This is a genomic window from Bdellovibrio sp. BIS2, from assembly GCF_055398295.1.
In genome coordinates this window covers 473,844-498,441 of sequence record NZ_AP035879.1, presented here as the reverse complement: position 1 = coordinate 498,441, position 24,598 = coordinate 473,844, and the positions used below count along the sequence as shown (strand labels likewise).

Here is a 24,598-nt window from a genome sequence, read left to right as displayed (position 1 = left end):
AATCCTTCCGTTGGCTTAATAAATAATTTCAAAAACCGGCTGCAAATCCTAAGCAGCTAGTTTGTTTTTCCCACCACATTGATCATTTTGTCGGCCATCTGATCGTAAGCACTGATGGCCTTCTGCGTGCTTTCAAAGACACGATTGGTGGAAATCATGTCCGTCATCTCCTGAACGATATTGACGTTCGAAGTTTCCAGAAAACCCTGTTTCAAACTGGGGTTTGCAATATTCTGCATGTCTGGAGCGATATTGGGTTTGAAGGTATAAAGAGAGCTGCCGGTCTTTTGCAGTGAATCGGGATTGTTCACGTTCACCAAAGACAGTCGACCCAGATTTTCCGTGCCCTCGTACACATCCCCATTGTCGGCGATAGCCACGGCCCCATTGCCCGTGAAACGAATCACGCGGCCGGCGGGATCAGAACCGGCTTCACCCTGACGAAGAACAGGATAACCTTCCTTGGTCACAAGCTGTCCGTTGCCATCCAATGTAAAATTACCGGAACGAGTCAGCTTCACGCCGCCCGGAGTGGCGATTTCAAAGAAACCTTTGCCATCAATGGCCACATCCAGACTGTTGCCTGTCGGTTTCAAACCACCTTGAGAAAAGTCAGTGAAGGTGCCTTTGGTGTCGACATAGGATTTGTCGCCACCTTGCATGTTGTAGAAGCTTTCAATCGCCGCCACATCGCGCGGGATCTGCGTGGTCTCTGGCATCTTTTCGTTGGCGGTCAGATATTCCTGGAAGAGCTGCTGGTCCCGCTTGAACGCAGGTGTGTTCACGTTCGCCAAATTATTGGCGATTGTATCAAGCTTCGTACTTTGAGCCATCGCTCCACTGAGTGCTGTATAGACCCCTTTTATCGCCATGAAAACCCCTCCACAGTGTTGAGCAGCAAGGCGTGTGCCATCTTTTGACAGGACGGATTTTGGTCTGGGAAAAAGGTTCCAAGCCAGACCTTCGTTCAGGAAAAAAAATCTGGGCTCAAGTTTTCTTCGATTTGACCGTGCATTGACCTTCGTCGATGGTGCCAGGGAATTGTCAGATCTTTGTCGACAGTGTCAAAGAATCGGCTTCATAATTGATTCTATGAGGACGTGGGTTGCATTCATTTTTATTGGCATCATTCAACTGAGCACCGGAGCTGGCGCGGCTTCTGTGGCATCAGCAACCCCGGCTACAGCAGCGACCACGGCAGCCCCTGCACCAGGGACTCAGGCCCTCAGCCTGAAGGAAAAACTGAAAGCCCTCACTGCCAAGTCCACCCACGTTCAATCCGACAATCTGATTTTTGATCTTCCCGTCACCTACAATAAAAAAGTCAGTCAGTGGATCGCCTATTTCCAGGGAAGCGGCAACAAGTGGTTCCGCACCTGGATGCAGCGTTCGTACAAGTACATGCCGTTCATTCAGGAAGAACTAAAGCGCGCGGGTCTGCCATCAGATCTTGCCTATATGGTGATGATTGAAAGTGGCTTTGCCCCGAATGCAATCAGTACGGCGGATGCTGTAGGCCCGTGGCAGTTCATCGAATCCACCGGAACTCGCTATGGCCTGAGCAAAAGCTGGTGGCTGGATGAGCGCCGTGATTTAAAAAAGTCCACCTTGGCAGCCATTCGTTACCTGAAAGATCTGCACGCTGAGTTCGGTTCCTGGTATTTGGTGGCGGCAAGTTACAATATGGGTGAAAACGGTCTGCGCCGTCGCATCAAAAAATACGGCACCAAAGATTACTGGGCACTCATTAAGCTGGATGCACTTCCTCAAGAGACACAAGACTACGTTCCTAAAATCCTGGCGGCCATGCTGATTGCCAAAGCTCCGAACCTTTATGGCTTCCGTGACTTGGAAAAAATGGACCCATTGGAATATGACGTTGTTCTTGTCCCTGGTGGCACCGATCTGGAACCTTTGGCAGATCACTTGGGAGTCACCAGAAAAGCATTAAAAGATTTGAACGCCGAGCTGTATTTGGGATACATTCCTCGTCAGATTGAGAAGCACTTCATCCGCGTTCCGAAAGGAGCTGGAAGAATGGTTTCCACTTACGTCTATCAGCACTCTCGGAAAGTTGCTTTGGAATGAAACCTCTGATTGTCCAAAAATATGGCGGCGCCACTTTAGCAGATCCTGAAAAAATCAAATCTGTTTCGTCCCGCATTGCCGCCCAATCAAAAGAGAATTCACTGATCGTCGTGGTCAGTGCCATGGGTAAAACCACCAATTCCCTGATTGATCTTGCCAACCAGGTGTCTGGTCATCCGCAACGCCGCGAAATGGATATGCTGCTGACCGTGGGTGAACGCATCAGCATGTCCCTGGTCAGTATGGCCTTGAATGATCTGGGTTGTCCCGCAATCAGCTTCACCGGAAGCCAAGCCGGAATTTTCACAGACGATTCCCACGTGAATGCGTTTATCAAAGACGTTAAACCCATGCGCCTGGAAGAGGCCCTGAAAAACAACCGCGTGGTGATTCTGGCCGGTTTCCAGGGTGTGTCCCCGGTCACCAAGGAAATCACCACCCTGGGACGTGGCGGCTCGGACACTTCGGCTGTTGCCATGGCGGCAGCCTTCAATGCCGAACGCTGCGAGATTCTGAAAGACGTCCCGGCCGTTTTTACTGCCGATCCGAACATCGTGAAATCCGCGCGCCCTTTAAGTGAACTGAATTATGATCAATTGATGGAGATGACATTCTGGGGCGCCAAAGTTCTGCACTACCGCTCCGTGGAACTTGCAAAGATGCGTGATGTGACCCTTTACATCGGCCCCGCCTCCAGCAAAACCTCTGACGGAACCATCGTCAAAAAAGGATTGAATATGTTTGAATCCTGCAAAGCTCTTTCTTTGAACTCTCACGAACTTGTTCTGGGCATTCACTGCCGCGAAAAAAATCCGGCCAAGGCCCTTCAGGGTCTGCAGGCGCTATTGGACAAAAACCAGATCGCCTTCCCCCAACTGCTCAGCTGCGAAACCAGTCTGGATAAAACCGAAATCTTTTTGACCGGCCCGCAGGAAATCATGTTCGCCGTGAAGAAAGAACTGGAAAAACATCCGGACTTCACCCTGCTGCCAACGGACTATTCCACCGTCACTCTGACTTGCACGGGTGCGACATCACCGGAAATGACCCAGAGGGTTTTGAATACTTTGACGGGGAAAAATCTGGAAACCCAAAAGATCCTGATCAGCGCCATGAGCCTGACCGTTCTTGTTGAGGCACCCCTGCGCAAGCAGGTCATTGAGTGCCTTCATCCTTTGATTTGATTTTTGATTAAGGCAGAAGAGTCGGACTCATCACGCGATAGCGGTTTTGAATCTTCTGCCAGATATTGGAATGCGGTCCGGTGATTCCATCCGGGCCTCCGCTGCCAGCCAAGCCACGCAATTTTGGATCATACTGTCCACCGGGAAGGAACTTGCTTAGATCAGGTCCGCCTTTGCCTTTTGCCGCACCAGCCATACCCGCCATGCCGGCAGCGCCGCGATCTCCACCACCACTGCCGCCGCCAGAGCCACCAAAGGATCCGCCGCCACCATAGAATCCGGCATTCACCTGAACACCATCTTCAAGGCCTTCTTCGCCGGCACCACCACCGGCTGCGCCACCGCCGCCGCCTCCACCAGAACTGGAGATGCCCGCACCACCGCCCTGCTTGCCATCCACTGCCTCACCCGCACCGCCAGAACCTGGCTTGCCTGGAAGAATGGAAGGAAGACTTGGCAGATCACCCCCGGCACCTTCGAGACCTTGAGTACCCAGACGAGCTCCCGGGTTTGTGCTGCTGATGAAAGTAGAACCGCCGGCACTGTTTTCATTCATACAAATTGGATCTGTCGGATTCTTGGAGCACACGCACACCTTGCTGCCCGCATTTGCAGGGTTTGTGCAATCAGCGGCAGCGATCGCGGCACAGCCTGGCAGATTCGGGTTTGTTTTACAAAGCTCAGGCAAAGCTGTGCTGTCGCCTGCAGTCTGTTCCGCACACTGAGCCGCGTTTTTCATTGTACCTGCGAAGTTATTGATCGCCTGATTGGCTTCCTGAACTTTGGAGTCAAAGTCATTACAGCGTTTCGCAGAGTTTTCCGCCGAAGCAATTGCCTGACGACTGATACCATTGCCGCCCGCTGCCGCATCCAAACAAGCGGCATTCTGCTGGGCAAATTCAACAACCCGGTCACAGACGGAATGGCAACTGCCGATGGCGGACTGACAGTTCAATCGATAAGCGGCCACTGCCGCATTGGCCGCCGAACTGAATGAAGCCATCTTGGAACAAGCCGCCTGAATGCTGCCTGCGGTCTGCTGACCGAACATTAAACTAAGCTGCGAGGCCGTGTTGGCAACACCGCTCATGCCAGAGTCATTTTTTTCATCACAGGAATAAGAGGTCTCGGAAATTTGGGTGCGACATTCTTCCATCATAGTATGCAGTTGGGTGCTGCACGTGAACATCACATTGCTTGTTGGTGCCGGAGGCCCGACAAAGCTGTCGTTGGGAGTGCACTGCTGTTGACCTGATTCACTGACAAAGCAACTTGAGCCCGCTGGACAAGCGATATTACATGCAGGTGCGGCTGCGGCGTCATTCGCGACAAAGAATAGCGAAATTGTGAATAGCGTTTTCAACGCGAACAATGGACTCATTCCCATGGTATCTCTGATCGGCATTCCACCAGGGGAACTTAACCAAGGTACTGAGCGACGTCTCAAACAGAGACTAAGGCATCAGAGTCGGGCTTAGAACCTGATATCTATTCTGAATTTTCTGCCAGATATTTGAATGAGGCCCGGTAATTCCATCCGGCCCGGCGTTCCCTGCAAGACCGCGGGCTTTAGGATCGAACTTACCACCTGGCAGGAACTGACGCAGATCCGGAGCACCTTTGCCTTTGGCCGCTCCGGCTTGACCGGCCATACCGGCGACACCGCGATCACCACCGCCACTACCCATACCAGAACCACCGAAGGATCCGCCGCCACCATAGAACCCGGCATTCACCTGAACACCGTCTTCAGAGCCTTCTTCGCCTCCGGCGCCACCACCGGCTCCACCACCACCTCCGCCACCTGAGCTAGAGATGCCAGCGCCGCCGCCTTGTTTGCCGTCCACAGCTTCACCGGCCCCGCCAGAACCTGGTTTGCCAGGAAGAATGGAAGGCAGACTTGGCAGATCACCCCCGGACAAACTGGCCCCGGATGTCGACAGACGCGAGCCTGGATTTGTACTGCTGATGAAAGTGGAACCCGCAGCGCTGTTTTCATTCATACAAACCGGATCGGTCGGGTTCTTTGAACAGACACAGACTTTGCTTCCGGCATTCGCTGGATTCGTGCAATCAGTTGCTGCCACTGCGGCACAGCCGGGCAGCGTTGGATTGGTCTTACAAAGTTCTTCCAATGCCGTTGTGTCCCCCGCCGTCAACGATGCACACTGAGCGGCGTTTTGCATGGTTCCAGCAAAGTTATTGATTGCCTGATTGGCTTCCGCCACTTTGGCATCGAAGTCATTGCAGCGCTGAGCTGCGCTTTCAGCAGAAGATCTCATCTGAGCCGAAGATCCCACACCGCCAGCAGCATCCAAACAAGCGGCATTGCTGTTGGCAAATTCAACAACCTGATCACAAGCCGAATGGCAACTGGTAATGGATGATTGGCAGGTCAAACGATACGCGGCCACGGCCGCATTCGCTGCAGAACTGAAAGAGGCCATCTTTGAACAGGCCGCCTGGATACTTCCCGCCGTCTGTTGACCGAACATCAAACTCAGTTGTGAAGCCGAATTGGCGATGCCGCTCATGCCTGAGTCATTTTTTTCATCACACGTAAAGGAAGTGTCGGTGACCTGAGCACTACACTGCTCACGCAGTTGGTTGTATTGAGAGAGACAATCGGTATTGTTCACCTGATTTGCAGCCACACACATGTCGTTGCGACCATTGGGATCCGTCGGATCCGGCATAAAGCAGGTGAAACCTTCAGCACACTGAGCCCGGCAGCGGCGAGCCTCTGCCTCCACGGGAATAAGAATCACTGAAAGCGCGAACAACATAATCACTGATAAAAACGATCTCATTCCCATAACAAACTGTTCGGCATTTCAGAGGGGAACTTTACCAAAGTATAATGAATCTCAGAGTGAGATTATGGAATTAAGGTTGGTGTCAGAACCTGATAACGATTCTGTATCTTCTTCCAGATATTTGAATGGGGTCCCGTAATACCATCAGGTCCTCCGGTCCCCGCAACACCACGGGCTTTCGGATCATATTTTCCACCCGGCAGGAACTGTCGCAAATCCGGGGCACCGTTTTTACCGGCAACACCGGCTTGACCTGGCTGACCTTGACCAGCTCGGCCTTCACCACTGCCGCCTCCGTATCCCCCGAAGGATCCCCCGCCACCATAGAATCCGGCATTCACCGAGTGACCACCCTCTTCGCCTTCCGCACTACCACCTTCACCGGCACCAGCGGCACCGCCGCCGCCGCCACCACCTGAACTGGAGATGCCCGCACCGCCGCCTTGCTTGCCGTCCACAGCTTCGCCCGCGCCACCAGAGCCCCGCTTGCCATGCTCAATGCCCGGCAATGAAGGCAAATCACCACCGGACAACTCAACGCCGGAGGTGTTTAGGCGAGCCCCGGGATTGGTGCTGCTCAGGAAGGTGGATCCACCACTGCTGTTTTCAGACATACAAATGGGATCAGTCGGATTCTTGGAGCAAACGCAGATTTTTGTGCCTGCAAGTTCGGGCTTGGTGCAATCCACCGGTCCCGTCGCCACACATCCTGGAAGATTCGGATTGGTCTTACAGAGCTCTGGAACAGGCGCACCGTCACCCGACGTGGCCGCCGCACAGCTCGCTGCATTTCGCATGGTGCCCGCCACATTGTTGATCGCCTGAGTCGCCTCTTGCACCTTGCTTTCAAACTGATCGCAGCGCTCAGCCTTGGATTCAGCATTTTGCAGCAGCATCGCATTGGATCCTGCCGTTCCCTGAAAACCCTGAACCGTGCACGTCGGATTGTTCTGAACGAAATCAACAAGCTTGCTGCAAGTCGAACGGCAGGTTCCCAAGGCACTGTTGCAATTCAGGCGATAAGCCGCGACAGCCGCATTGGCCGCCGCCGAAAAACTGGCCATCTGCGAACACGCCGACTGAATACTGCCCGAGGTCTGCTGCCCCAGCATCAAGCCCAACTGCGAAGCGGTGTTGGCAACACCGGACATGCCAGAGTCATTTTTTTCATCACAAGTGTGCGAAGTTTCCTGAACCGCATTCGAACATTCGTTCAGCAGTTCGGTATATTGGGAAGTACAATCATTCACCGTCGACTGAGTGTTGCCATTGATGATATCGATTCGGCACTGATAGTCCCGCCCGCTGCCATTCACATCCACACACTCGGAAACCGGGCAGCGCCCCCCGCAGGGCACTGACCCTGGTTCGGGATTATAATTGGAGGACTGAGCTGGTTCCTGCTGGCGTTGCTGGGCCGGTCGCGAGGTGCCTGATGACCGTGGCGCGCCTCCACAGCGGCCCTCGTTCTGGGTCTGCACCACGCACATGTCATATTTTCGCATTTGAGATTGATCGGCCTGACCCGACTTCGGAAGGAATCTGGCTGCACACCATTCAGCGCAACCCAAGAACGTGTCCGCAGACGCCGGTGCGCTCAAAAGAAGTGCCGAGAATAAGAGGGATATACACCCAAAGTACCAGTTCCCCATGGTTTTCTCTTCGGCCCCCCCACACTGTTCCTATAGCGCCTCACAATATATTCTCATGTTTTAATGTTCCCTGTTCTCAAATTAATTTAACAAATCATATTCTTGATTAGAGACCACTATCTGTCTCAGAATGAGATCAATACAGGAGTTCCCAATGAAGAAGCATCTTTATGATTTCACCGTCAAAGCCGCCAACGGCCAGCCCGTGTCTCTGGATCAGTACCGTGACAAAGTGGTGCTGGTGGTGAACGTGGCGAGCAAATGTGGTTACACTCCCCAATACAAAGGCCTTGAGGAACTTTACCAGCAGAACAAAGACAACGGCCTTGTCATCCTGGGCTTCCCCTGCAACCAGTTCGGCGCGCAAGAACCGGGCAGCAACGAAGAGATTCAGCAGTTCTGTGAATTGAACTATGGCGTGTCCTTCCCGGTGATGGGCAAAGTCGAGGTGAACGGCGGCAATGCTGATCCTCTGTACCAGTGGATGAAAGAGGAAGCTCCGGGACTGCTGGGAACTGAAATGATCAAATGGAATTTCACCAAGTTCCTGATTGGAAAAGACGGAACTGTGTTGAAACGTTTCGCCCCGAAAGACGAACCCAAAGACATCGCTGACGACATCAAAAAAGCCCTGGCTTAGATCTCGCCGCGGAACATACAAATAAACGTCACCGGACTGTCTGTGGCTTAAACACCGCCACAGCAGCCAGGTCCCTCACTTTCCTTCCCGCCTTCTGGCACCGTCGTTGCTATCTCCTCCTTATATACAAGGAAGGGATCCATGGTGATTTTCCGCCCGCTGCTGAAAGCTTTGCTGTTTTGTCTCGTTGTGGGACAATCGACTGCTTTTGCCGCCCTTAAAGTGGAAAAAGAAAAGTTCGACAACGGGGTCGTTTCCCGCGAGTCGTACTATCAGGACACCCGACTGGTAGAGCGTCGTTATTTCAATATCGACGGCGTCTTCACCGCGTGGACACGCTTTACCTATCCGGCGGCAGGCCGGGTGATTGTCACGGACCTTTCCGTTGAAAAAGAAAGCTACGGCCTTGTCCAAACCCGCGAGGAATGGACCGGACTTGATGCGAACAATTCCCAGACTGAAAAATCCCGTCTTATACGCAAATGGCACTTTACCAAAGAAGCCCCTTTCAATCTGGAATATGTGGGCTGGAATGAACAAACCTCGCCGTTCCGGGAAATCCAAAAAGACTATCTGGATAAGAACGAGAAGGTAACCAGCTCGGTTTACCTTTACTACAAGGGCACCGATGAAAAGCCGTATGCCTTTATCGAAAAGGACCCCGCCGGAAAGACGATTGCGGAATTCAGTCTGTATGAAAAGTATGATCTGGAAAAGTCACTGAAAGAGGCTGGCAAAACTGCCGCCGAGATCAAAGTGCTGAAAAACCAGCGTGAAAACCCGGACAAGTTCGTTATCGCGATCATCGATTCCGGTTTTGACTACAATCACAGTGAACTGGTCACAAAGTGGTGGAACAATCCGGCAGAACCCGTCGATGGCATTGATAACGATGGCAACGGCTGGGTGGATGATAACTTTGGCTGGGATCAGGTTCGCGATATGGGCCTGCCAACAGAATCCACCAGCGGACTGCAGAAAGACCACCGTCCTCTGTCGCATGGAACTCACGTCGCACACATCGCCACCAAGGGCTTGAACAATGTGGCTCTGGTTGGGTTTGCCGGTGATTACACCCGCGCTGACTATATCAAAAAGATGTCCGCCTTCATCAAACAACATAAAGTCCGTCTGGTGAATATGAGTCTGGGCTTCCCCTCAGATAACAAGGACATGCTGGGCTTGCGCGATGGTATTCGTGCCTATAAGACCATGATCGAAGAAAATCCAGAGACTCTGTTCGTCGTGGCCTCGGGCAACGCCGGTCAGGATCTGGACATCAGCAAGAACCGTCAGTACCCGGCAAGCTTCACTCACCCCAACGTGATGAAAGTGGGCGCACTGAATGCCGCCACGATCGAAGAGGTCACCCCTGAAAATGCGACGATGGCTGACTTCAGCAATTTCGGTCAGGACAACGTCGATATTCTGGCTCCGGGGGTTGACGTCAATGCAGCTTCTTTGGGGGGCGGCCGGATTAAACATTCCGGGACCTCGATGGCGACACCTTACATGGTGAATCTGATTGCGCAACTATGGGCCGAGCTTCCACATCTGACGGCGGCGGAAGTCCGTCAGTTGTTTATCGAAACAGCCCAAGTCACCAAAACACCCGCACCGATCAAGTCCCGAGGTTATGTTGATTTGAAGGCGGCTTTGCTCAAAGGAAAAATCAAAAAGCTGCAGGGCCGTTCTGCCGCCCTGGAAGGACCAAACTGCTGGAACGCATCCACTTATCTGGCAGGAATTTCAAAAGGCATCCACCACACCGTGGGCAGCGAATTTGCCAACGTGCTTGAATCACCGCTATGCACCCAGATTTCCCGCGAAGAAGCACAAGCCGGAGACATCGTCGCCCTTCGCCGGGTGAACCGCAAAGGCAAAGTCCTGCCTGCCGCGTTTGCCTCGGAAGTGCATGGTTACACACACCTTAATTCCGGCATCGGATTCACTAAAAACGGCGTGATGCCGCAAGCCCCGTATGAAGTGCAAAGCAGCGAGCACATCTTCAACAAGTACCGCTCTGCCGATGGCCGCGAGTGCAAAAAACTGGGAATTGAACGTCAGGACTGCCGCCTGGTCGAAATGGTCTATCGCTGCCAGACGCTGGAATCTTACATGAATGCTCGCGGCGGCTTGAATGCCTTCGAACAGGACATTCAACTGGCTCTGGATAAAGCAGAAAAGAATCTGGAAGAGCACTTTCTGAATGGAAAGCAACTCAACCCGGATTTTTCCCTGCAGGGTATCGCCGGCAGGATTGAGGGCTTGAAAGCCCAGGGCAGCACTCAGATGGTCATCGACTATTTTGAGTCCCGCTTAACTTCGCTGGAATTTGGAATTTAGACATTTAAATAAGTAAATGAATTTTTAAAAAGGAGAATTTTTATGAAAAAGGTTTTGATGGTTGCTCTGCTGATGGCGGGTGTTCAGGCTCAGGCGGATACGGAAATGCGTGTTTATACGAACGCGGAAGGTTGCACTGTGATTCAGGAAGCCCGCACTAACGGCACCACTTACGACATTGAAATGGCCGGTCAGCGCGCCTTCGTGGGTGTTTTGCATGACAGATCCACCGGAGACATCGCCGCTTTCTGCGATGACGTGAAAATCACCAGCACAGCAAAAGGCTTGAAGATGGAATGCGCGAAAAACCAGAATGGCGGCCTGACGACTCGCGGAGCTGCCGAACTGGGTCTTTTGAAAGATGGCACTTTGACTTCGATCAGTGTGATCGGCCAGGTTAAAAAGTTGTTGGGTTGGCAGACCGACACTGAGATTTCCTGTGCTAATCTGGAAGAGGACGTCGGTCCCTAGTTACCTTCTTGGTGGAATAATAACGATATTACGCGTGCCGGGATACCCGGTGCGCTGTCTTGCCGCTTCGGCCTCCGCTGGGGTTGCCATGCGGAATGGAAAGCTGTTTTTGATATTGGCAAAACCCATCCGGTTGAAGGTGTTTTCCTTGGCATAAGGTTTCGTGAATCCGGTGTAAAAATCAAACCGACCCGGCCCTTTGATTGCTCCCCCCGCATCCCGCACAACAAAGAACCCGTCATGAGTCACTCCGTTAGGCATCACGGCCCCATCCAGCCTGGGCACATAGATCACATCCCCGATTTTATAAATACTTAAGTCCGCGGCCACCGTGTAATACGGATCCAAACAGACATTGCGCATTCCATATCCATAAGGACACTTGCGCATGTCGACCTCCTTAAAGCGGGGAATATTGTCGGCTCCCCGGGCATAGTAATTAAATGAACGAAAACGTCCATCCTCATCGTGAACATAACAAGCCCCTTGCATAACACAGTTGTTGAAGTCCGCAGCACAAAGACGCGTCAGCACCTTGTCTTCCGGCGACAACATTTCAACCCGAACCTCATCCTGACACTTGTCCACATCAAATTTGATAATGGGCTTATAGTAGATGGTGGGATTCAAGTACAAGGGCTCTTGTGGTTCGGGTAAAGGAGGAGGCATCGGAGCATCCGAGTAATCATCGGCACGAGCCTCCAAACTAATGGCCAGAACTAAAGTCAGAAACACTTTCAACATGGCCCCATACTAACAAACTCAAAGGGCCAGCAGGTCTTTTCGGGTAAAAGACATAAACCAGTGCGACAAAAGGTACCAGGTACCTTTTTCCGAAGCGCTGCAACACTTAAATTTCTATAATCAATGGGCCAACTGAGGGCAAGAGTGATCCTGAATCTCTTCGACGGAGCCGTAATTGTTTGTGCCACGCTCAAAGCGACTTGTGAGCAAAATCAAACTATGGCCCTTCTTTTTGTCTTTCACCGCCAACAGGCCCAGCCCAAACTCGCCACTGTGATCTTTGGCACCTGGCACTCCGTCGGCCAGCATCTGGAAGGCGTTGCCTTTTTCCAGCTCTTTTTCGCTGATCTTACGGACATAGTACTTATGACCCAACAAGGGCTGCGGCAACAACGTCCATCCGTTTTTCAGTTTCACCGCTTGCTCCTGCAGTTGCTGCTGGACCTGAGGTTTCACGCAAGACACATGGATGTGCAACTGATTCTGACTGCGCCCGAACTGGGAATTGATTGCCAAAGACACCGCTTCCACCGGAATGACGGAACCGTGCTTTTTATCCATATAGGTTTTGGCTTTCCAGGCCAGATCAAAATAGTTCGTCGCACCCGCGTCGCGGATTTTAGGGCTTTCCATACCGGTGATTTTCTCCGTCGGCATCAGCAGATACTGCAAATCTCCGACGCGGTCTTTAAACACGACATAACCTTTTTCCTCGCCTTGCGCGATGTTCACTTCGATGCACGGATTTTTCTCTTCACCGATTTTATGCAAAGGCAGACACTGCGTGCTGATGATATTCCACAAAGCATCCGAACGCGGAACTTCAACGACAGGCTTAGATTTGCAGGAGCTCAGTCCCAGAACAGCAACAGCGGCAAAAACGAAAGACAGGTTTTTCACAAACGACCTCCGTTTAGAAATTTATCCAAACGGAGGCACCAAATCACGAAGTCAGTGATTATCCCTCACTTCGTCCAGTCGCCATGAAATCCTCCATAGCCATCTCATGCACAGCCCCTGCCCCCGCCATCGAACCCGAAGCTGCCGCCTGCAAAACGGACTGAGCCATTGTCATATTGTCGCCACCGGCATACACCCCGGCAACCGATGTCATTCCCTTCGGATTAACCTTGAACAACCCCCATTCATTCTTTTCACAGCCAAGTTCTTCCCCCAGTGAGGACTTGGTCTGGAATGGCAAAAGGGGAACCATGAACAACGCCTTTCTTAACAGAACCCTGCCGTCTTCCAGATGCAACTGCACTCCCTGCTCTGTCTTCACCACTTGCTTCAGGGGAACTTGCTCTACTAGAATATTTATGGATCTAAGATGATCCAGATTTTCCTGTTTGAGTTGCGTCGGACCATTTGTAAACACAACAAGGTCTCGCGAAAGCGCATTGAACATTGGAAGACCATGCAGCAACATCTCTCCGTCACCGAGAACTCCCAAAGCCGTGCCCGCCACTTCGTAACCGTGGCAATAAGCGCAGTGAAAAATCGAAACTCCCCACAGCTCTTTGATACCCGGTACGGGGGGCATGCGGTCGGCGATCCCGTCAGTCAGGATCAGCTTGCGCACATTCAATGAACGATCCTTCAACTGCACAAAGAACCCGTCCTGTCTTTTTTCCGCCTTTATAACAGTGCCTTCATAAAACTGCACGGTGGAATACTTTGCCAAATCTGCCCGAGCCTGCTTGCGCCATTCCGCTGGATGAATACCATCCAGCGCCGGCAGATTATTTACGTGATGAGAGGGGGCATTTCGTGGTCGGGAATCATCACACACCAGAACCTTGCGGCGCATGCGGCCTAGACTTAAAGCGGCTCCAAGGCCCGCAGGCCCTCCTCCGACGATCAAGGCGTCCATATCGAATTTCATAGAACATCACTTTCCGAGACATAAGTGCTCAGGAACCATTTTAATCCATCTCCTCGTCCATGATAATTTCTAGTTTTTTGACTAATTGATACTTTAATGGTATCAATTAACTATGGACATAACGAAACTAAAAGCCTTTATGGTTGTCGCTGAACAATTGAATTTTCGTAAAAGCGCGGAAATCCTGGGAATGTCCCAACCGCCCTTGACTCGCCTGATTGCCGCTTTTGAAAGCGAGCTGGGCACCCCTTTATTCGAACGCACAACCCGCCAGGTAAAGCTAACTGGCGCAGGGGTCTTTCTGCTACAGGAATCCCGTCGGATTATGCAGAACATGGAGGAGGTCGAAAAGCAGGTTCGCTCCATCGGTAAAATGAAACGCGGGGATCTGAAGATTGGCTTTTCTATCACCGCCTTTCTGGCGCGCCTGCCTCGGATCATTGAAGAATTTCATGATCGTTTCCCCGGCATCCACGTGGATCTTGAACAGGGTTCAGACCGCGAGATTTTAAAGGGACTTCGCACCGGACATTTTGATGTGGGCTTTATCGGTGGCACCATGGTCGCTGATTCTCTGGAAACTATGCAAGTGAAGGACCAGCCTCTGGGTGTCCTGCTGCCACGGCGTCATCGTCTGGCAAAAAGAAGAGAAATTGATCTGACTGAATTAAAGGACGACACCATCATTCTGCATCCACGTCAGGAATCTGAAGTGTGCTACGATACTTTTGCACACTTGTTTGCAGCAGCCGACTTCCATCCGAATATTTATATCAAGGGCGAACGCGAAAGCTGTCCCATCCTGGTGGCCACTGGTAAAGGCGTTTCACTAACAGTATCGGGCTCACAAGGTTTCGCCTCGGAGGACACAAGTTTTGTACCAGTAAAAAATCTGTTCATGCCCGTATCAGCATACTGGGATGCAGAAAACAGAAGTGCTTCGACAAAAAGCTTCTTGAGCTTTGTCAGCGAGAACCGCTCTTTGAAACCGCAGACAATTGAATGCCTGACCGATGTACTGAGAGTCTAAAAAGCTGGCGGAAGTTCCGCCAGCCAGATTTTAGTTCATCTTTTTTTGCAGTCGTAAATAAGCATCGGCATCCCGCGGTTTTGCCCAGTCGTGACCAACCTTTTGGAGGTCTTCGTCATTCAGATCCACCCCCAACCATTGGATGAAGTTTTCATCACAGATGAAGAAGTCTTTCTGGTATGGCAACAGATAGCCGCCATCCGATTCCAGATGGGCCCGGGCCTCGTCATAAGACGCATACCAGACTTTCCAGTAAGCGCTGTGACCCTTCTTGCAGAAGTCCACCTGGTTTTCCAGCGTGGCTTTCAGATCATTCCACGAGTCAAAACCCGCAGTCTTGGCAATCAGGGCAAAAGCATCCTTTAACTGAAAATCCTGACCGGCTTTCTGTTTGGCTTTTTGCAAAAGTTTGGCTTTGATTCGATACGATTCAAGGCGTGATACAGACATAGAACATCCTTTGGTCTTGTCGCCGTCCCCGCCCATGGCAACCAAAAGAATTAATTTTGATTTTTTGAAGACACGATTTAGATCGCATCACGAAATGAGATTCTCTTTTGCGGGTGCAGGCTTTTTCGCGAAGCCTTGAACCCAATATAGCCGAAATTGAGGCCTTCCGAAAGAGAAAATAAAAAAGCCCTGACCGTTGCCAGTCAGGGCTTTGAAAAGACTCGTCTTTTTAAAAGGAAGCTGCTTTAGCTTTCGCGGCTATTCACACTCCGGCTTCGCCGAAGTAGCGCCGCTACAGCTCTGCCGGCAGGGCCGAACTAGTGCTTGCCCTTTTTACCTTTTTTCGGAGCAGCATCTTCTGCTTCGATTTCAGTTGGCTCTGTACCTTCGTGGTCTTCACCGTTGTTGCCGTTAGTATCAACCAAAAGTTTGCCGATACCGTTTGCCGCAAGGATCTTCTTACGAAGTTCAGTCATGTATTCCGGGTGCTCTTTCAGGAAGGTTTTCGCAGCATCACGGCCTTGGCCCATGCGCTCACCGTTGATAGAGAACCACGCGCCGGATTTTTCAACCATGCCCGCAGTCACTGCCAGATCCAGAAGGTCACCCTCTTCAGAGATACCTTCACCGTACATCAAATCGAATTCAACTTTGGTGAATGGAGGCGCCATTTTATTCTTAACAACTTTCACCGCAGTACGGTTCCCAGTCACGTCTTCACCGTTTTTGATCGCGCCCACACGGCGTACATCCAAACGAACAGAAGAGTAGAATTTCAAAGCGTTACCGCCCGTAGTTGTTTCAGGGTTACCGAACATAACACCGATTTTCATACGGATCTGATTGATGAAGATAACAAGCGTGTTGGAACGATTGATCGCCGCAGTCAATTTACGAAGAGCCTGGGACATCAAACGAGCCTGCAAACCAACGTGGGAATCACCCATGTCACCTTCGATCTCTGCACGAGGAACCAAGGCTGCTACGGAGTCGACAACCAATACGTCGATCGCGCCGGAGCGAACAAGAGTTTCAGTGATTTCCAAAGCCTGTTCACCAGTGTCTGGCTGGGAGATCAGAAGATCTTCCGTGTTTACACCCAGTTTACGAGCGTAGTTTACGTCCAACGCGTGCTCCGCATCGACGAAGGCAACAACGCCGCCTTTTTTCTGAGCTTGAGCGATAACAGACAAGCACAGGGTTGTTTTACCAGAAGACTCTGGTCCGTAGATTTCAACGATACGACCTTTTGGAAGACCGCCGATACCCAAAGCGATATCCAGGCTCAATGCACCGGTGCTGATCGCTTCAACGTCTTTAACCAAAGAATCGTTCGCGCCCAAACGCATGATGGAGCCTTTACCGAATTGCTTTTCGATAGTCGAAACAGCCAATTCAAGGGCTTTGATTTTTTCTGAGTTTGCTTTGTTGTCTACAGTAGCGTTTGCCATCTGTTATTCCCTCTCTCTCGTGACTATCGCCACGACGCTTTTTTACACTCCGACTCTGTCGGAGTACAAATTATTGTTTAAAAATCAGGCCGGGGGCCTTTTACTATTTCTTGTCGAGAACTTCTTTCAGCCAAGCCACTGCGTAGTCTACCGAAGTCATCTGGATGGATTTGCGATCGCCTGAAAAGAGTTCTTTTCGGGAATCTTCAAAACCCGGTCCAGCGATGGCAAAGCATACAGTGCCCACTGGCTTTGACGGTGTTCCACCTGTCGGACCAGCGATACCTGTGATTGCCACAGACCAATCAGTTTTAAGCTGACGACGCACTCCGTGCGCCATTTGACGAGCGACTGACTCGCTCACCGCACCCTCTTGCATGAGAGTGTCTCGACGAACCCCCAGAAGATCCACCTTCGCCTCGTTAGAGTAAGAAACCACAGAGCCTAGAAATATGTCGGACACGCCTGGTTGCTCTGTTACAAAAGCCGAAAGTGCACCTCCAGTACAACTTTCCGCAAAACCCACTGTGAGTTTTTGGTCGCGAAGGGATCGAATGAGTTCTTGAAGCTTCTGATCGTTTGGCATCATTGACTGATCACCACGATCTGAGAGCCCAACCAATTGGTTTGAGTGTAGATCACTTGCATGATGAGGCTCGCAATTATCCCCGCGGCCACGTCATCGATCATCACTCCAAGTCCTCCTTGGATCTTCTTATCTAAATATCCTATGAATAAAGGCTTTGTGATGTCCAGCAATCTGAACAGGGCAAAACCGATTAAAATGGCCTGCCATGTCATAGGCATCCAAACCATGGTGATCAGAAAACCCAAAACCTCATCAATTACGATCTCTTTGTGATCATGACCGCCCTTGGAACGTTCGTAAGCCTCGCAGGCCGCAATTCCGACTGGGAGCAGCAAAATCACCGCCCCCATGTAAACCAAAGGACCCAATTTGCTTAAAAGAATGACAATTGGAATGGTCGCCAGGGTGCCGACAGTGCCCGGCCCTTTAGGAAAACGGCCCACACCAAACAGAGTCGCAAGTTGTATCAGAAAGTTTGTCACCATACCGATGAGGTACGCCGGACCCCGAGGCCTTGCAATGCAGAATGAGAAGCGTCAGAGCATTAAAGAAGGTTCAGAAACCGGCCCCGATTCCCGGACTGAAGCCGCCCACAGTTTCCCCGGTTTTGCCGAATACTTGGCGAAGAAATTATCACGACGACAGACCATCACGGCCGACGCACGTTCGGGCATTTCAACAATCCCCTGCATTTCAAAACACGTTTCTTCGGCATAGCGAAGGACCTTGCGGTTGCGGATGTCGGGCTCGCCAAAAATGCGCTGGGTGCGGGTTTCCTCGAACTGGAATTTTAAGAACGCGGCGATCAGCGACGGCGTGTAAGTGCGCCCCAGATAAGCGGTTTCTCCGATCAAAAAATGCAAACCCTGATCAAACGGACGGCTGTCGACGTACTTCCCCAGGATGTCGTCCTGAAGCCAGTAACGCTCCCAATAGCTGACCGGGCGGCCATCAATAAAACCGATGAAAAGATCCTGATGTTTGTCGGAAAGTTCGCTGATCAGATGGGCTTCAAGCTCGGTCCGGGTTTTCGCCAGATTCCACCACTGCGAAACATACTTCTGATGCATCCACTTGTAGTACACATCAAAATCACGCTCGATGGAAAAAGGGCGAAACGCATAGTAGCACCCGTTCTGACTGTTATAGATCTCAGCGCCTTGAGAGTTCATACCCGAAGACTAAAGCCCTCCGGCCCCAACCCAGGCAAGATCAAAGCCAAGAACTTCCTGAACTCGAAATAAACAACGAACCACTATCCATTTGGTTTTCAGGTTGGACGCAAGGATCTATGTCTCAGTGCGAAAAACTTATGGGTTCCATCAAAATTAGCGATTCGACTTATGCAAGCCCTTTTCGCATACTGCCTTCACGGAGGCCCCATGATTCGTTGGATGATTCTGCTGGCTAGCTTGCTCTACTTCGTAGACACCCTGGTAGCCATTCAGTTGTAGATCAAACGCCGGAAACTAAAATGTTTGGTTTCACCTCTAAGACTCTCGGGGCCGACCTATTTTCTTGCCAGATCTCAGTTCCCAGCCACTCCTGTTAATGCTATAGATTTTTTATGAAACCAATCATTCTTACGGGCGACCGCCCAACAGGTCCCCTCCATCTTGGTCATTACGTTGGATCTCTTAAAAACCGCGTGGATCTTCAGGATTCCCACGATCAATACATCATCATCGCTGACGTTCAGGCTTTGACCGACAACTATGATGATACAACCAAGGTTCGCGACAACATCTTGCAAGTGACGTTGGACTATCTGGCGGCCGGCATTGATCCAGCAAAAAGCACCATCTTTGTTCAATCCGAATTGCCGGAACTGTTTGAGATGACCACTTACTTCATGAATCTGGTGACCGTGGCACGTCTGGAAAGAAATCCAACCGTGAAAACCGAAATCCAGCAGAAGAATCTGGAAAAATCCTTGCCTGCAGGTTTCCTGACTTACCCAGTAAGCCAGGCCGCTGACATTCTGGGCTTCAAGGCGAACCTGGTTCCAGCCGGTGAAGATCAAAACCCGATGATCGAGCAGACCAACGAAATCGCCCAGCGTTTCAACCACATCTACAAAACGGATTTCTTCAAGCCGGTCAAAGGCATGCCGGGTGTGGCGGGTCGCCTGCCGGGTATCGACGGCAAAGCGAAGATGAGTAAATCCCTGGGGAATGCCATCTATCTTTCCGACGATGCAGACACCATCAAAAAGAAAGTTCAGAAGATGTACACCGATCCAGGTCACATCCGCATTGAAGATCCGGGCAAAGTCGAAGGCAACGTCGTCTTCAGTTTCCTGGATGTCTTCGACCCAAGAAAAGATGAAGTCGCAGCTTTGAAAGAACACTATCAGCGCGGCGGTTTGGGTGATGGCACTTTGAAAGTGCGCCTGACTGAAGTTCTGAACACGATCATCGCACCCATGCGTGAACGTCGTGCCCAGTACGCTCAGGACCCGCAAGCGGTTCTGAAAATCTGCAAAGAAGGTTCCCTGAAAGCTCAGGAAAAAACCCGTCAGACTTTAAAAGAAATGAAAGCGATCATGGGAGTGGGGATCTAACTCCCCCACCTTTAAAGTGCCGGAGTTCTGCCGCCATCCACAGGAAGATTGATTCCGGTGATGTACGCGGCGGCGGGACTGGCCAAAAAGGCAATTGCCTCGGCCATCTCCTGAGGCTCTCCGATTCTTCCTGCCGGAATGGTTTTCTTCCAGGCCTCTTCCACTTCATCGACACTGGCATTTGTACTTTTCGCCGAAGCATCCACCAGACCTCTGAAACGGTCGGTGCGAATATATCCCGGCAACACGTTGTTCACCGTCACACCAAAGCCCGCAAGTTCACCGGCCAAAGTTTTTGACCAGCTCGCCATCGCACCACGAACGGTGTTGGAGACGCCCAGATTCGGGATCGGAGTTTTTACGGAAGTGGAAATAACATTGATGATGCGACCATAGTGATTCTTCTGCATGGACGGCAAAACAGCCTGCACCAGCAGATGAGAGGCTTTTAAATGCGCACGCAAAGGCTGATCAAATTCCTCAACAGACGCCTTATGCAAAGGCCCGCCCTTGGGACCACCGGTGTTGTTCAAAAGAATGTGCACAGTTTCCGATGCCAAAGGAGCAAGGACATTGGTTTTTAAGGATTCCGTGTCCCCCAAATCCGCCAGCAGATAACGGTGACCAGAGCCTGCCAGAGATGACATCAGGCCTTTCAATTTCTCTTCATTGCGAGCCACCGCAATAATGCGTGCCCCGCGCTGCGCGAGCAGTGTGGCAGCAGCTTCGCCAATGCCACCGGAAGCTCCGCAGACGACGGCGGTTTTTCCATTTAAATCCAAAGAGGAATATGCGGATAAGTTCATTGGGGTTCTCCAGTTAACTTGAGTTAATACGAGAACCCCTTCAGGGGCAACCTAAAGGTCTTTATAATAAACCATATCTTCAGCGGAAGTGTATTTTGCGACAATCCGGCGAAGGGTGCCGTCTTTTCTCATGTCACTGATGGCTTTTCTTATTTGCTCTGCTTCGGACTTCGAAATTCTTCTTAATGAAAGATAAATTCCCCCCTGCATCTCGTACTCAGGATCCGGAACCGCCACCACATTCTGATTAAAATCAGGAATCACTTTTTGATAGTGGTTGTACACTGCTGGCGAAGTGAACATCGCCTGAACGCGCCCCGAAACAACCTGACGATAGCCGGTTGCCGGGCTTGGATATTCGACAATTCGGCCCGCTCCGATAAGCAGATCTTTTTCGGCAAGCTTCAAAAAGAATCTTGTCCCGATCTGATCACCGAACTTGATCCGCCCGTCCTTGATATAGTCCGCGATACTGCGTGCAGGATCATAGAAGGCTTTGTTCACCAACAGCTTGCGAACTGTTGAATACACCGGAACATATTCGCCGGAAGAACGAAATTTTTCAGAAGGAATCACCAAGCCCACGATGTCAGCGCGCCAGTTTTTAAAATCATCGTGCATGCGCGGGGCATCCATTGGGGCCTGAGAAACAATGCAGCCCAGACGAACTGACAGTTCATTCATAAATTCAAATGTCAGCCCATGAACATGACCTTCATTGTTCACATCAAATAGCGGAGCATAGTTGTTGACGATAATTCGGAAGCGGCGACCGCAGTCTTTTGCTGACGCCACCGCAGAGAAGCAGAAAATGATAATTGGCAGTATGAGTAACCGTGTTTTCACACAGTAATCATAACAGCGATTCAACAAAGAACGAACAAGAAGGCCTCACCCTTTCAGTCTTGTAACAAGACTAAACTCAAGGCAGTTCTTGCGCCCACGTGTCAGGGATGACGATCTTGGCATCCTCTTCCCAGAACTCATAAGGGGCTTTTTCTCCACTTTTCCTTTTTTCGCGCTCCAGATTTACCAAATCCGAACGGAGCACTTCGCCGGAAGTGTTCTTGGGAATTTCCATGAACTCCACACGGCGTATACGTTTAAATGGAGACAGACGCATGCGTGCAAAGTTCATAATATCCAACGCCAGCTCTTTGCTGGGTTCGACGCCTTTGCTGACAGTGATCAAGGCCTTCGGCACGTTTTCACGAATGGGGTCCGGGCTGGGAATGACCACCGCTTCTCGAATGGCAGGAAATTCTTTCAAGACAAACTCAATCTCGAACGGACTGATGCGATAGTCTGAGGATTTAAACAAACCGTCGATACGATCGCAGTAGGTAAAGTTCCCCATATTGTCCAAATACGCGGAATCCCCGGTGTGATAATACTTTTGTGAAGAATCCAGACCCGACATCAAACCCCAGGGACTGTCAGAGATATCCACACAGATTTCCCCGCTGTCGGTCTCTTCACCCTTGTCGTTAAGCAACGCGATTTTGAAACCAGGCAAGGCTTTCCCGGAAGTGCCGAAGCTGTCCTTTTCTTCCGGGGGCACGCCAATCAGGGTCGCGGACTCGGTCTGACCATAGCCGTCGCGGATGAACAAACCCCACGCATGATGGACTTTTGAAATCAGATCCGCAGTCAAGGGCTCACCGGTGCTGAGGGCTTCGCGCAAGTGCACGTCATACGAACCCAGGTCCTCTTGGCACAGCATGCGCCACACCGTTGGTGGCGCGCAGAAGGTGGTGATCGGGTATTCATCCAGCACATCCAGAATCAGACTGGCATTAAATCGTTTTTCCTTGAACACAAAAACCGTGGCCTCGGCGTTCCATGGAGCAATGAATGAGTTCCAGTCATGCATGGCCCAACCAGCAGAATTGATTCCGAGATGCACATCCCCCGGATGCAATCCCATCCAATACATTGTCGAAAGATGACCCACCGTAAAGCCCGCGTGGCTATGCTCGACGATTTTTGGTTTCACCGTGTTCGATGAAGTAAAATACCGGAACAGAGGATCGGTGGCCTTCGTGCGTTCGCTGACTTCGAATTCCGCACTTTCTTTGTACACTTCCGGATAAAAAATCCAGCCGTCCACTTCCGCATCCACAACCACCGAAATCACCCCTGAGGAAGTCACATCAAACTTTTCCGTATGCGCTTTCGTGGTGGCAATCATTTTGATTTTTTCGCGATTGAGCCGTTCTTTCAGCTCCTGTTGGGACAACAGTGGGTTGTTCGGAACAATCACCGCGCCGATTTTCATGGCGGCCAGCATGATTTCCCAAAGGGCCGCATCATCTTCAATCAAAAGAAAGACCGAATCCCCTTTTTGCAGGCCTTTGGCTCGCATAAAGTTCGCGGCTTGATTGGAGCGTTTTGAAATTTCGCTGAAACTGAACTTCTTTTCATGTCCGACTTCATCCACCAGCCAAAGACCGATCTTGGTATTGCCCTCAGCCATCGGGTCGAAGTAATCCAGGGCCCAGTTGAAATCATCAAAGCGGGGCCAGCGGAACTGGCTGTAAGCATGTTTATAGTCTGAACGGTGCAGAATCAGAAAGTCCCTCGCCTGCTCAAATTCATTACGAAAACTCATACAAACCTCCCGCGATTTTCCAAGATTATCATTTGTTCCTCGACTCGCCGATCTGTGTTTCTACATTGGACTGTGCAAGAACAGGGCAGTTGTGATAAAAAAATCCATGGGAATTTTTCGTACAGTTGCCAGCACTCTTATTCTTGCGATCTTTGTCTATGTCTCTCACCAGTTGACCCGCTTTACAGACTTTTCGTGGCAGGAAACAACTTTGGTTGTGAGCCTTCTCGCGTTCTTGTTCGCTTTGGTGATCGGAACTTTCCTCTTCTTCTGGAAAGAAAAAAAGCTGGACGTCAATCCATGGCGGGACCGTCTTTTGAATGGCTCCCTGACTGTCATGGCCTATATCAATTTTCTGATCACTCTGGTGATTCTGCGCGATCTGCTGGCCTTTGCTGACAAGATCAGCGGCTCGTGGATTTCCCTGGACACCCTTTACAGCTCCCAGGCCACCGCCGCCCTGATGGGACTGCCGGTGGCGATGATCGCCCTGGGAAATGCCATCGTCCGCCGCGGGGCCCGCGCCAAAGTCATGCCGATTTCTTTTGCCAACCTTCCCTCTGAACTGGAAGGCCTGCGCATCGTGCACATCACGGATTTGCATATCAGCCCCAGCCTGCCACTGCGTCTGGTGCAAAAACTGGTTGATCAGGTCAACGCCATGAGGCCGGACCTGGTTGTCTTCACCGGCGACATTCTGGACAGTTTCATTGAAAAACATCAGGCCGAGTTTGAAATCCTGAAAGACATGCGCGCCACCCACGGAATCTATTATGTTCCCGGCAACCACGAATATTACTGGGATGCCCCGAAGGGACTTCAGGCCTTCCGGTCGCTGGGATTCCATGTGCTGATCAATCAGGCCACCACCCTGAACTTCGGCAAGGCCCAATTGCAGATTGCGGGCATTCCCGACCCGGCCGCCCTGCACTTTCGCCAAGAGGGGCCGGAGCTTGAAAAGGTCGCCCACCAACTGCGCCCGGGAACCTTTAAAATTCTTCTGTCCCACCAGCCGTCCCTGGCCCCGCATATTGAAAAACTGGGGGTGGACTTACAGCTTTCCGGCCACACCCACGGCGGACAGTTCTTCCCGTGGAACTGGCTGATCGTGTTCTTTGAACGCTATGCCAAGGGGCTTTATCAGGTCGGAGCTATGCAGCTCTATGTCAATCAGGGAACGGGTTACTGGGGACCGCAACTGCGTCTGGGAACTTATTGCGAACTGACTGAAATTATCCTTCGCAAGGCTTAAAAAACGGGGTATTAATTTCC

General features: G+C 51.2%; 23 protein-coding genes. 8 read left to right on the top strand and 15 right to left on the bottom strand.

Annotated elements, in window-relative coordinates; translation table 11 throughout:
* Positions 1–56: 56 nt before the first annotated feature.
* Positions 57–872: a flagellar basal-body rod protein FlgF gene (flgF, locus tag ACZ520_RS02445; protein WP_088566333.1), complete on the bottom strand. Its 816-nt coding sequence runs from the start codon at positions 870–872 to the stop codon at positions 57–59.
* A 220-nt stretch (positions 873–1,092) separates the two neighbouring features.
* Between flgF and ACZ520_RS02440 the strand changes: the two genes are divergently transcribed.
* Positions 1,093–2,088 (top strand): lytic transglycosylase domain-containing protein, encoded by a 996-nt coding sequence (locus tag ACZ520_RS02440; RefSeq protein WP_088566334.1) that lies wholly within the window; start codon positions 1,093–1,095, stop codon positions 2,086–2,088.
* The gene (locus ACZ520_RS02435; protein ID WP_417867735.1) at positions 2,085–3,272 is read left to right on the top strand and encodes an aspartate kinase; all 1,188 of its coding nucleotides are present in this window, start codon (positions 2,085–2,087) and stop codon (positions 3,270–3,272) included. The genes ACZ520_RS02440 and ACZ520_RS02435 overlap by 4 nt, the downstream gene beginning before the upstream one ends.
* 7 nt (positions 3,273–3,279) lie before the next feature.
* Here ACZ520_RS02435 and ACZ520_RS02430 read toward each other — a convergent pair whose 3' ends face one another.
* From ACZ520_RS02430 to ACZ520_RS02420, 3 genes are all read right to left on the bottom strand, one after another.
* A complete protein-coding gene (locus ACZ520_RS02430) occupies positions 3,280–4,653 on the bottom strand; it encodes a hypothetical protein (RefSeq protein ID WP_374031945.1) in 1,374 nt (457 codons plus the stop codon).
* Between the two features lie 73 nt (positions 4,654–4,726).
* Positions 4,727–6,082 carry a hypothetical protein gene (locus ACZ520_RS02425; RefSeq protein ID WP_464127371.1) on the bottom strand — a complete coding sequence of 452 codons (1,356 nt, stop codon included), beginning with the start codon at positions 6,080–6,082 and terminating at the stop codon, positions 4,727–4,729.
* A 68-nt stretch (positions 6,083–6,150) separates the two neighbouring features.
* Positions 6,151–7,593, bottom strand: a complete 1,443-nt coding sequence (locus ACZ520_RS02420; protein ID WP_464127369.1) for a hypothetical protein — start codon at positions 7,591–7,593, stop codon at positions 6,151–6,153.
* A 301-nt stretch (positions 7,594–7,894) separates the two neighbouring features.
* On the opposite strand from ACZ520_RS02420, the gene ACZ520_RS02415 reads away from it, so the two are divergent.
* From ACZ520_RS02415 to ACZ520_RS02405, 3 genes are all read left to right on the top strand, one after another.
* Positions 7,895–8,380 carry a glutathione peroxidase gene (locus ACZ520_RS02415; protein ID WP_088566339.1) on the top strand — a complete coding sequence of 162 codons (486 nt, stop codon included), beginning with the start codon at positions 7,895–7,897 and terminating at the stop codon, positions 8,378–8,380.
* Positions 8,381–8,521: 141 nt separating this feature from the next.
* Positions 8,522–10,726, top strand: coding sequence for a S8 family serine peptidase (locus ACZ520_RS02410; RefSeq protein ID WP_464127366.1), 2,205 nt, complete (start codon positions 8,522–8,524; stop codon positions 10,724–10,726).
* Between the two features lie 42 nt (positions 10,727–10,768).
* On the top strand, positions 10,769–11,197 hold the full coding sequence (locus ACZ520_RS02405) for a hypothetical protein (protein WP_088566341.1): 429 nt from the start codon (positions 10,769–10,771) through the stop codon (positions 11,195–11,197).
* Here the strand turns inward: ACZ520_RS02405 and ACZ520_RS02400 are convergent, their stop codons facing one another.
* The 3 genes from ACZ520_RS02400 to ACZ520_RS02390 form a co-directional block, all read right to left on the bottom strand.
* Positions 11,198–11,941 (bottom strand): 3D domain-containing protein, encoded by a 744-nt coding sequence (locus ACZ520_RS02400; RefSeq protein WP_088566342.1) that lies wholly within the window; start codon positions 11,939–11,941, stop codon positions 11,198–11,200.
* A gap of 120 nt (positions 11,942–12,061) precedes the next feature.
* Positions 12,062–12,841, bottom strand: coding sequence for a CDP-diacylglycerol diphosphatase (locus tag ACZ520_RS02395; RefSeq protein WP_464127364.1), 780 nt, complete (start codon positions 12,839–12,841; stop codon positions 12,062–12,064).
* 58 nt (positions 12,842–12,899) lie between these two features.
* On the bottom strand, positions 12,900–13,826 hold the full coding sequence (locus ACZ520_RS02390; protein ID WP_464127362.1) for an NAD(P)/FAD-dependent oxidoreductase: 927 nt from the start codon (positions 13,824–13,826) through the stop codon (positions 12,900–12,902).
* Between the two features lie 112 nt (positions 13,827–13,938).
* On the opposite strand from ACZ520_RS02390, the gene ACZ520_RS02385 reads away from it, so the two are divergent.
* Entirely contained in the window at positions 13,939–14,856 is a 918-nt protein-coding gene (locus tag ACZ520_RS02385; RefSeq protein ID WP_464127360.1) for a LysR family transcriptional regulator, read from the top strand.
* 30 nt (positions 14,857–14,886) lie between these two features.
* Here ACZ520_RS02385 and ACZ520_RS02380 read toward each other — a convergent pair whose 3' ends face one another.
* From ACZ520_RS02380 to ACZ520_RS02360, 5 genes are all read right to left on the bottom strand, one after another.
* Positions 14,887–15,306 carry a hypothetical protein gene (locus ACZ520_RS02380; protein ID WP_464127358.1) on the bottom strand — a complete coding sequence of 140 codons (420 nt, stop codon included), beginning with the start codon at positions 15,304–15,306 and terminating at the stop codon, positions 14,887–14,889.
* Between the two features lie 317 nt (positions 15,307–15,623).
* Positions 15,624–16,757 (bottom strand): recombinase RecA, encoded by a 1,134-nt coding sequence (gene recA, locus ACZ520_RS02375; RefSeq protein WP_416479528.1) that lies wholly within the window; start codon positions 16,755–16,757, stop codon positions 15,624–15,626.
* Positions 16,758–16,860: 103 nt separating this feature from the next.
* Positions 16,861–17,343, bottom strand: a complete 483-nt coding sequence (locus ACZ520_RS02370) for a CinA family protein (protein ID WP_417868033.1) — start codon at positions 17,341–17,343, stop codon at positions 16,861–16,863.
* Entirely contained in the window at positions 17,343–17,831 is a 489-nt protein-coding gene (locus ACZ520_RS02365) for a phosphatidylglycerophosphatase A family protein (protein ID WP_088566348.1), read from the bottom strand. The genes ACZ520_RS02370 and ACZ520_RS02365 overlap by 1 nt, the downstream gene beginning before the upstream one ends.
* 51 nt (positions 17,832–17,882) lie before the next feature.
* The gene (locus tag ACZ520_RS02360) at positions 17,883–18,518 is read right to left on the bottom strand and encodes a GNAT family N-acetyltransferase (RefSeq protein WP_088566349.1); all 636 of its coding nucleotides are present in this window, start codon (positions 18,516–18,518) and stop codon (positions 17,883–17,885) included.
* A 395-nt stretch (positions 18,519–18,913) separates the two neighbouring features.
* Between ACZ520_RS02360 and trpS the strand changes: the two genes are divergently transcribed.
* A complete protein-coding gene (gene trpS, locus ACZ520_RS02355) occupies positions 18,914–19,909 on the top strand; it encodes a tryptophan--tRNA ligase (RefSeq protein WP_088566350.1) in 996 nt (331 codons plus the stop codon).
* Positions 19,910–19,920: 11 nt separating this feature from the next.
* Here the strand turns inward: trpS and ACZ520_RS02350 are convergent, their stop codons facing one another.
* From ACZ520_RS02350 to ACZ520_RS02340, 3 genes are all read right to left on the bottom strand, one after another.
* Positions 19,921–20,715, bottom strand: a complete 795-nt coding sequence (locus tag ACZ520_RS02350) for an SDR family oxidoreductase (RefSeq protein WP_417867717.1) — start codon at positions 20,713–20,715, stop codon at positions 19,921–19,923.
* 51 nt (positions 20,716–20,766) lie between these two features.
* Positions 20,767–21,561 carry a substrate-binding periplasmic protein gene (locus ACZ520_RS02345; protein ID WP_464127354.1) on the bottom strand — a complete coding sequence of 265 codons (795 nt, stop codon included), beginning with the start codon at positions 21,559–21,561 and terminating at the stop codon, positions 20,767–20,769.
* 76 nt (positions 21,562–21,637) lie between these two features.
* A complete protein-coding gene (locus ACZ520_RS02340; RefSeq protein ID WP_088566352.1) occupies positions 21,638–23,326 on the bottom strand; it encodes an AMP-binding protein in 1,689 nt (562 codons plus the stop codon).
* Between the two features lie 106 nt (positions 23,327–23,432).
* Between ACZ520_RS02340 and ACZ520_RS02335 the strand changes: the two genes are divergently transcribed.
* Complete coding sequence (locus ACZ520_RS02335; RefSeq protein ID WP_464127351.1) at positions 23,433–24,578, top strand: metallophosphoesterase; 1,146 nt, start codon at positions 23,433–23,435, stop codon at positions 24,576–24,578.
* Positions 24,579–24,598 lie beyond the last annotated feature (20 nt).

Excerpts from the sequence above, each read along its gene's own strand:
- flgF (WP_088566333.1), bottom strand. The coding sequence starts at position 872 with ATGGCGATAAAAGGGGTCTATACAGCACTCAGTGGAGCGATGGCTCAA.
- ACZ520_RS02440 (WP_088566334.1), top strand. The coding sequence starts at position 1,093 with ATGAGGACGTGGGTTGCATTCATTTTTATTGGCATCATTCAACTGAGC.
- ACZ520_RS02435 (WP_417867735.1), top strand. The coding sequence starts at position 2,085 with ATGAAACCTCTGATTGTCCAAAAATATGGCGGCGCCACTTTAGCAGAT.
- ACZ520_RS02430 (WP_374031945.1), bottom strand. The coding sequence starts at position 4,653 with ATGAGTCCATTGTTCGCGTTGAAAACGCTATTCACAATTTCGCTATTC.
- ACZ520_RS02425 (WP_464127371.1), bottom strand. The coding sequence starts at position 6,082 with ATGAGATCGTTTTTATCAGTGATTATGTTGTTCGCGCTTTCAGTGATT.
- ACZ520_RS02420 (WP_464127369.1), bottom strand. The coding sequence starts at position 7,593 with ATGCGAAAATATGACATGTGCGTGGTGCAGACCCAGAACGAGGGCCGC.
- ACZ520_RS02415 (WP_088566339.1), top strand. The coding sequence starts at position 7,895 with ATGAAGAAGCATCTTTATGATTTCACCGTCAAAGCCGCCAACGGCCAG.
- ACZ520_RS02410 (WP_464127366.1), top strand. The coding sequence starts at position 8,522 with ATGGTGATTTTCCGCCCGCTGCTGAAAGCTTTGCTGTTTTGTCTCGTT.
- ACZ520_RS02405 (WP_088566341.1), top strand. The coding sequence starts at position 10,769 with ATGAAAAAGGTTTTGATGGTTGCTCTGCTGATGGCGGGTGTTCAGGCT.
- ACZ520_RS02400 (WP_088566342.1), bottom strand. The coding sequence starts at position 11,941 with ATGTTGAAAGTGTTTCTGACTTTAGTTCTGGCCATTAGTTTGGAGGCT.
- ACZ520_RS02390 (WP_464127362.1), bottom strand. The coding sequence starts at position 13,826 with ATGAAATTCGATATGGACGCCTTGATCGTCGGAGGAGGGCCTGCGGGC.
- ACZ520_RS02385 (WP_464127360.1), top strand. The coding sequence starts at position 13,939 with ATGGACATAACGAAACTAAAAGCCTTTATGGTTGTCGCTGAACAATTG.
- ACZ520_RS02380 (WP_464127358.1), bottom strand. The coding sequence starts at position 15,306 with ATGTCTGTATCACGCCTTGAATCGTATCGAATCAAAGCCAAACTTTTG.
- recA (WP_416479528.1), bottom strand. The coding sequence starts at position 16,757 with ATGGCAAACGCTACTGTAGACAACAAAGCAAACTCAGAAAAAATCAAA.
- ACZ520_RS02370 (WP_417868033.1), bottom strand. The coding sequence starts at position 17,343 with ATGCCAAACGATCAGAAGCTTCAAGAACTCATTCGATCCCTTCGCGAC.
- ACZ520_RS02365 (WP_088566348.1), bottom strand. The coding sequence starts at position 17,831 with ATGGTGACAAACTTTCTGATACAACTTGCGACTCTGTTTGGTGTGGGC.
- ACZ520_RS02360 (WP_088566349.1), bottom strand. The coding sequence starts at position 18,518 with ATGAACTCTCAAGGCGCTGAGATCTATAACAGTCAGAACGGGTGCTAC.
- trpS (WP_088566350.1), top strand. The coding sequence starts at position 18,914 with ATGAAACCAATCATTCTTACGGGCGACCGCCCAACAGGTCCCCTCCAT.
- ACZ520_RS02350 (WP_417867717.1), bottom strand. The coding sequence starts at position 20,715 with ATGAACTTATCCGCATATTCCTCTTTGGATTTAAATGGAAAAACCGCC.
- ACZ520_RS02340 (WP_088566352.1), bottom strand. The coding sequence starts at position 23,326 with ATGAGTTTTCGTAATGAATTTGAGCAGGCGAGGGACTTTCTGATTCTG.
- ACZ520_RS02335 (WP_464127351.1), top strand. The coding sequence starts at position 23,433 with ATGGGAATTTTTCGTACAGTTGCCAGCACTCTTATTCTTGCGATCTTT.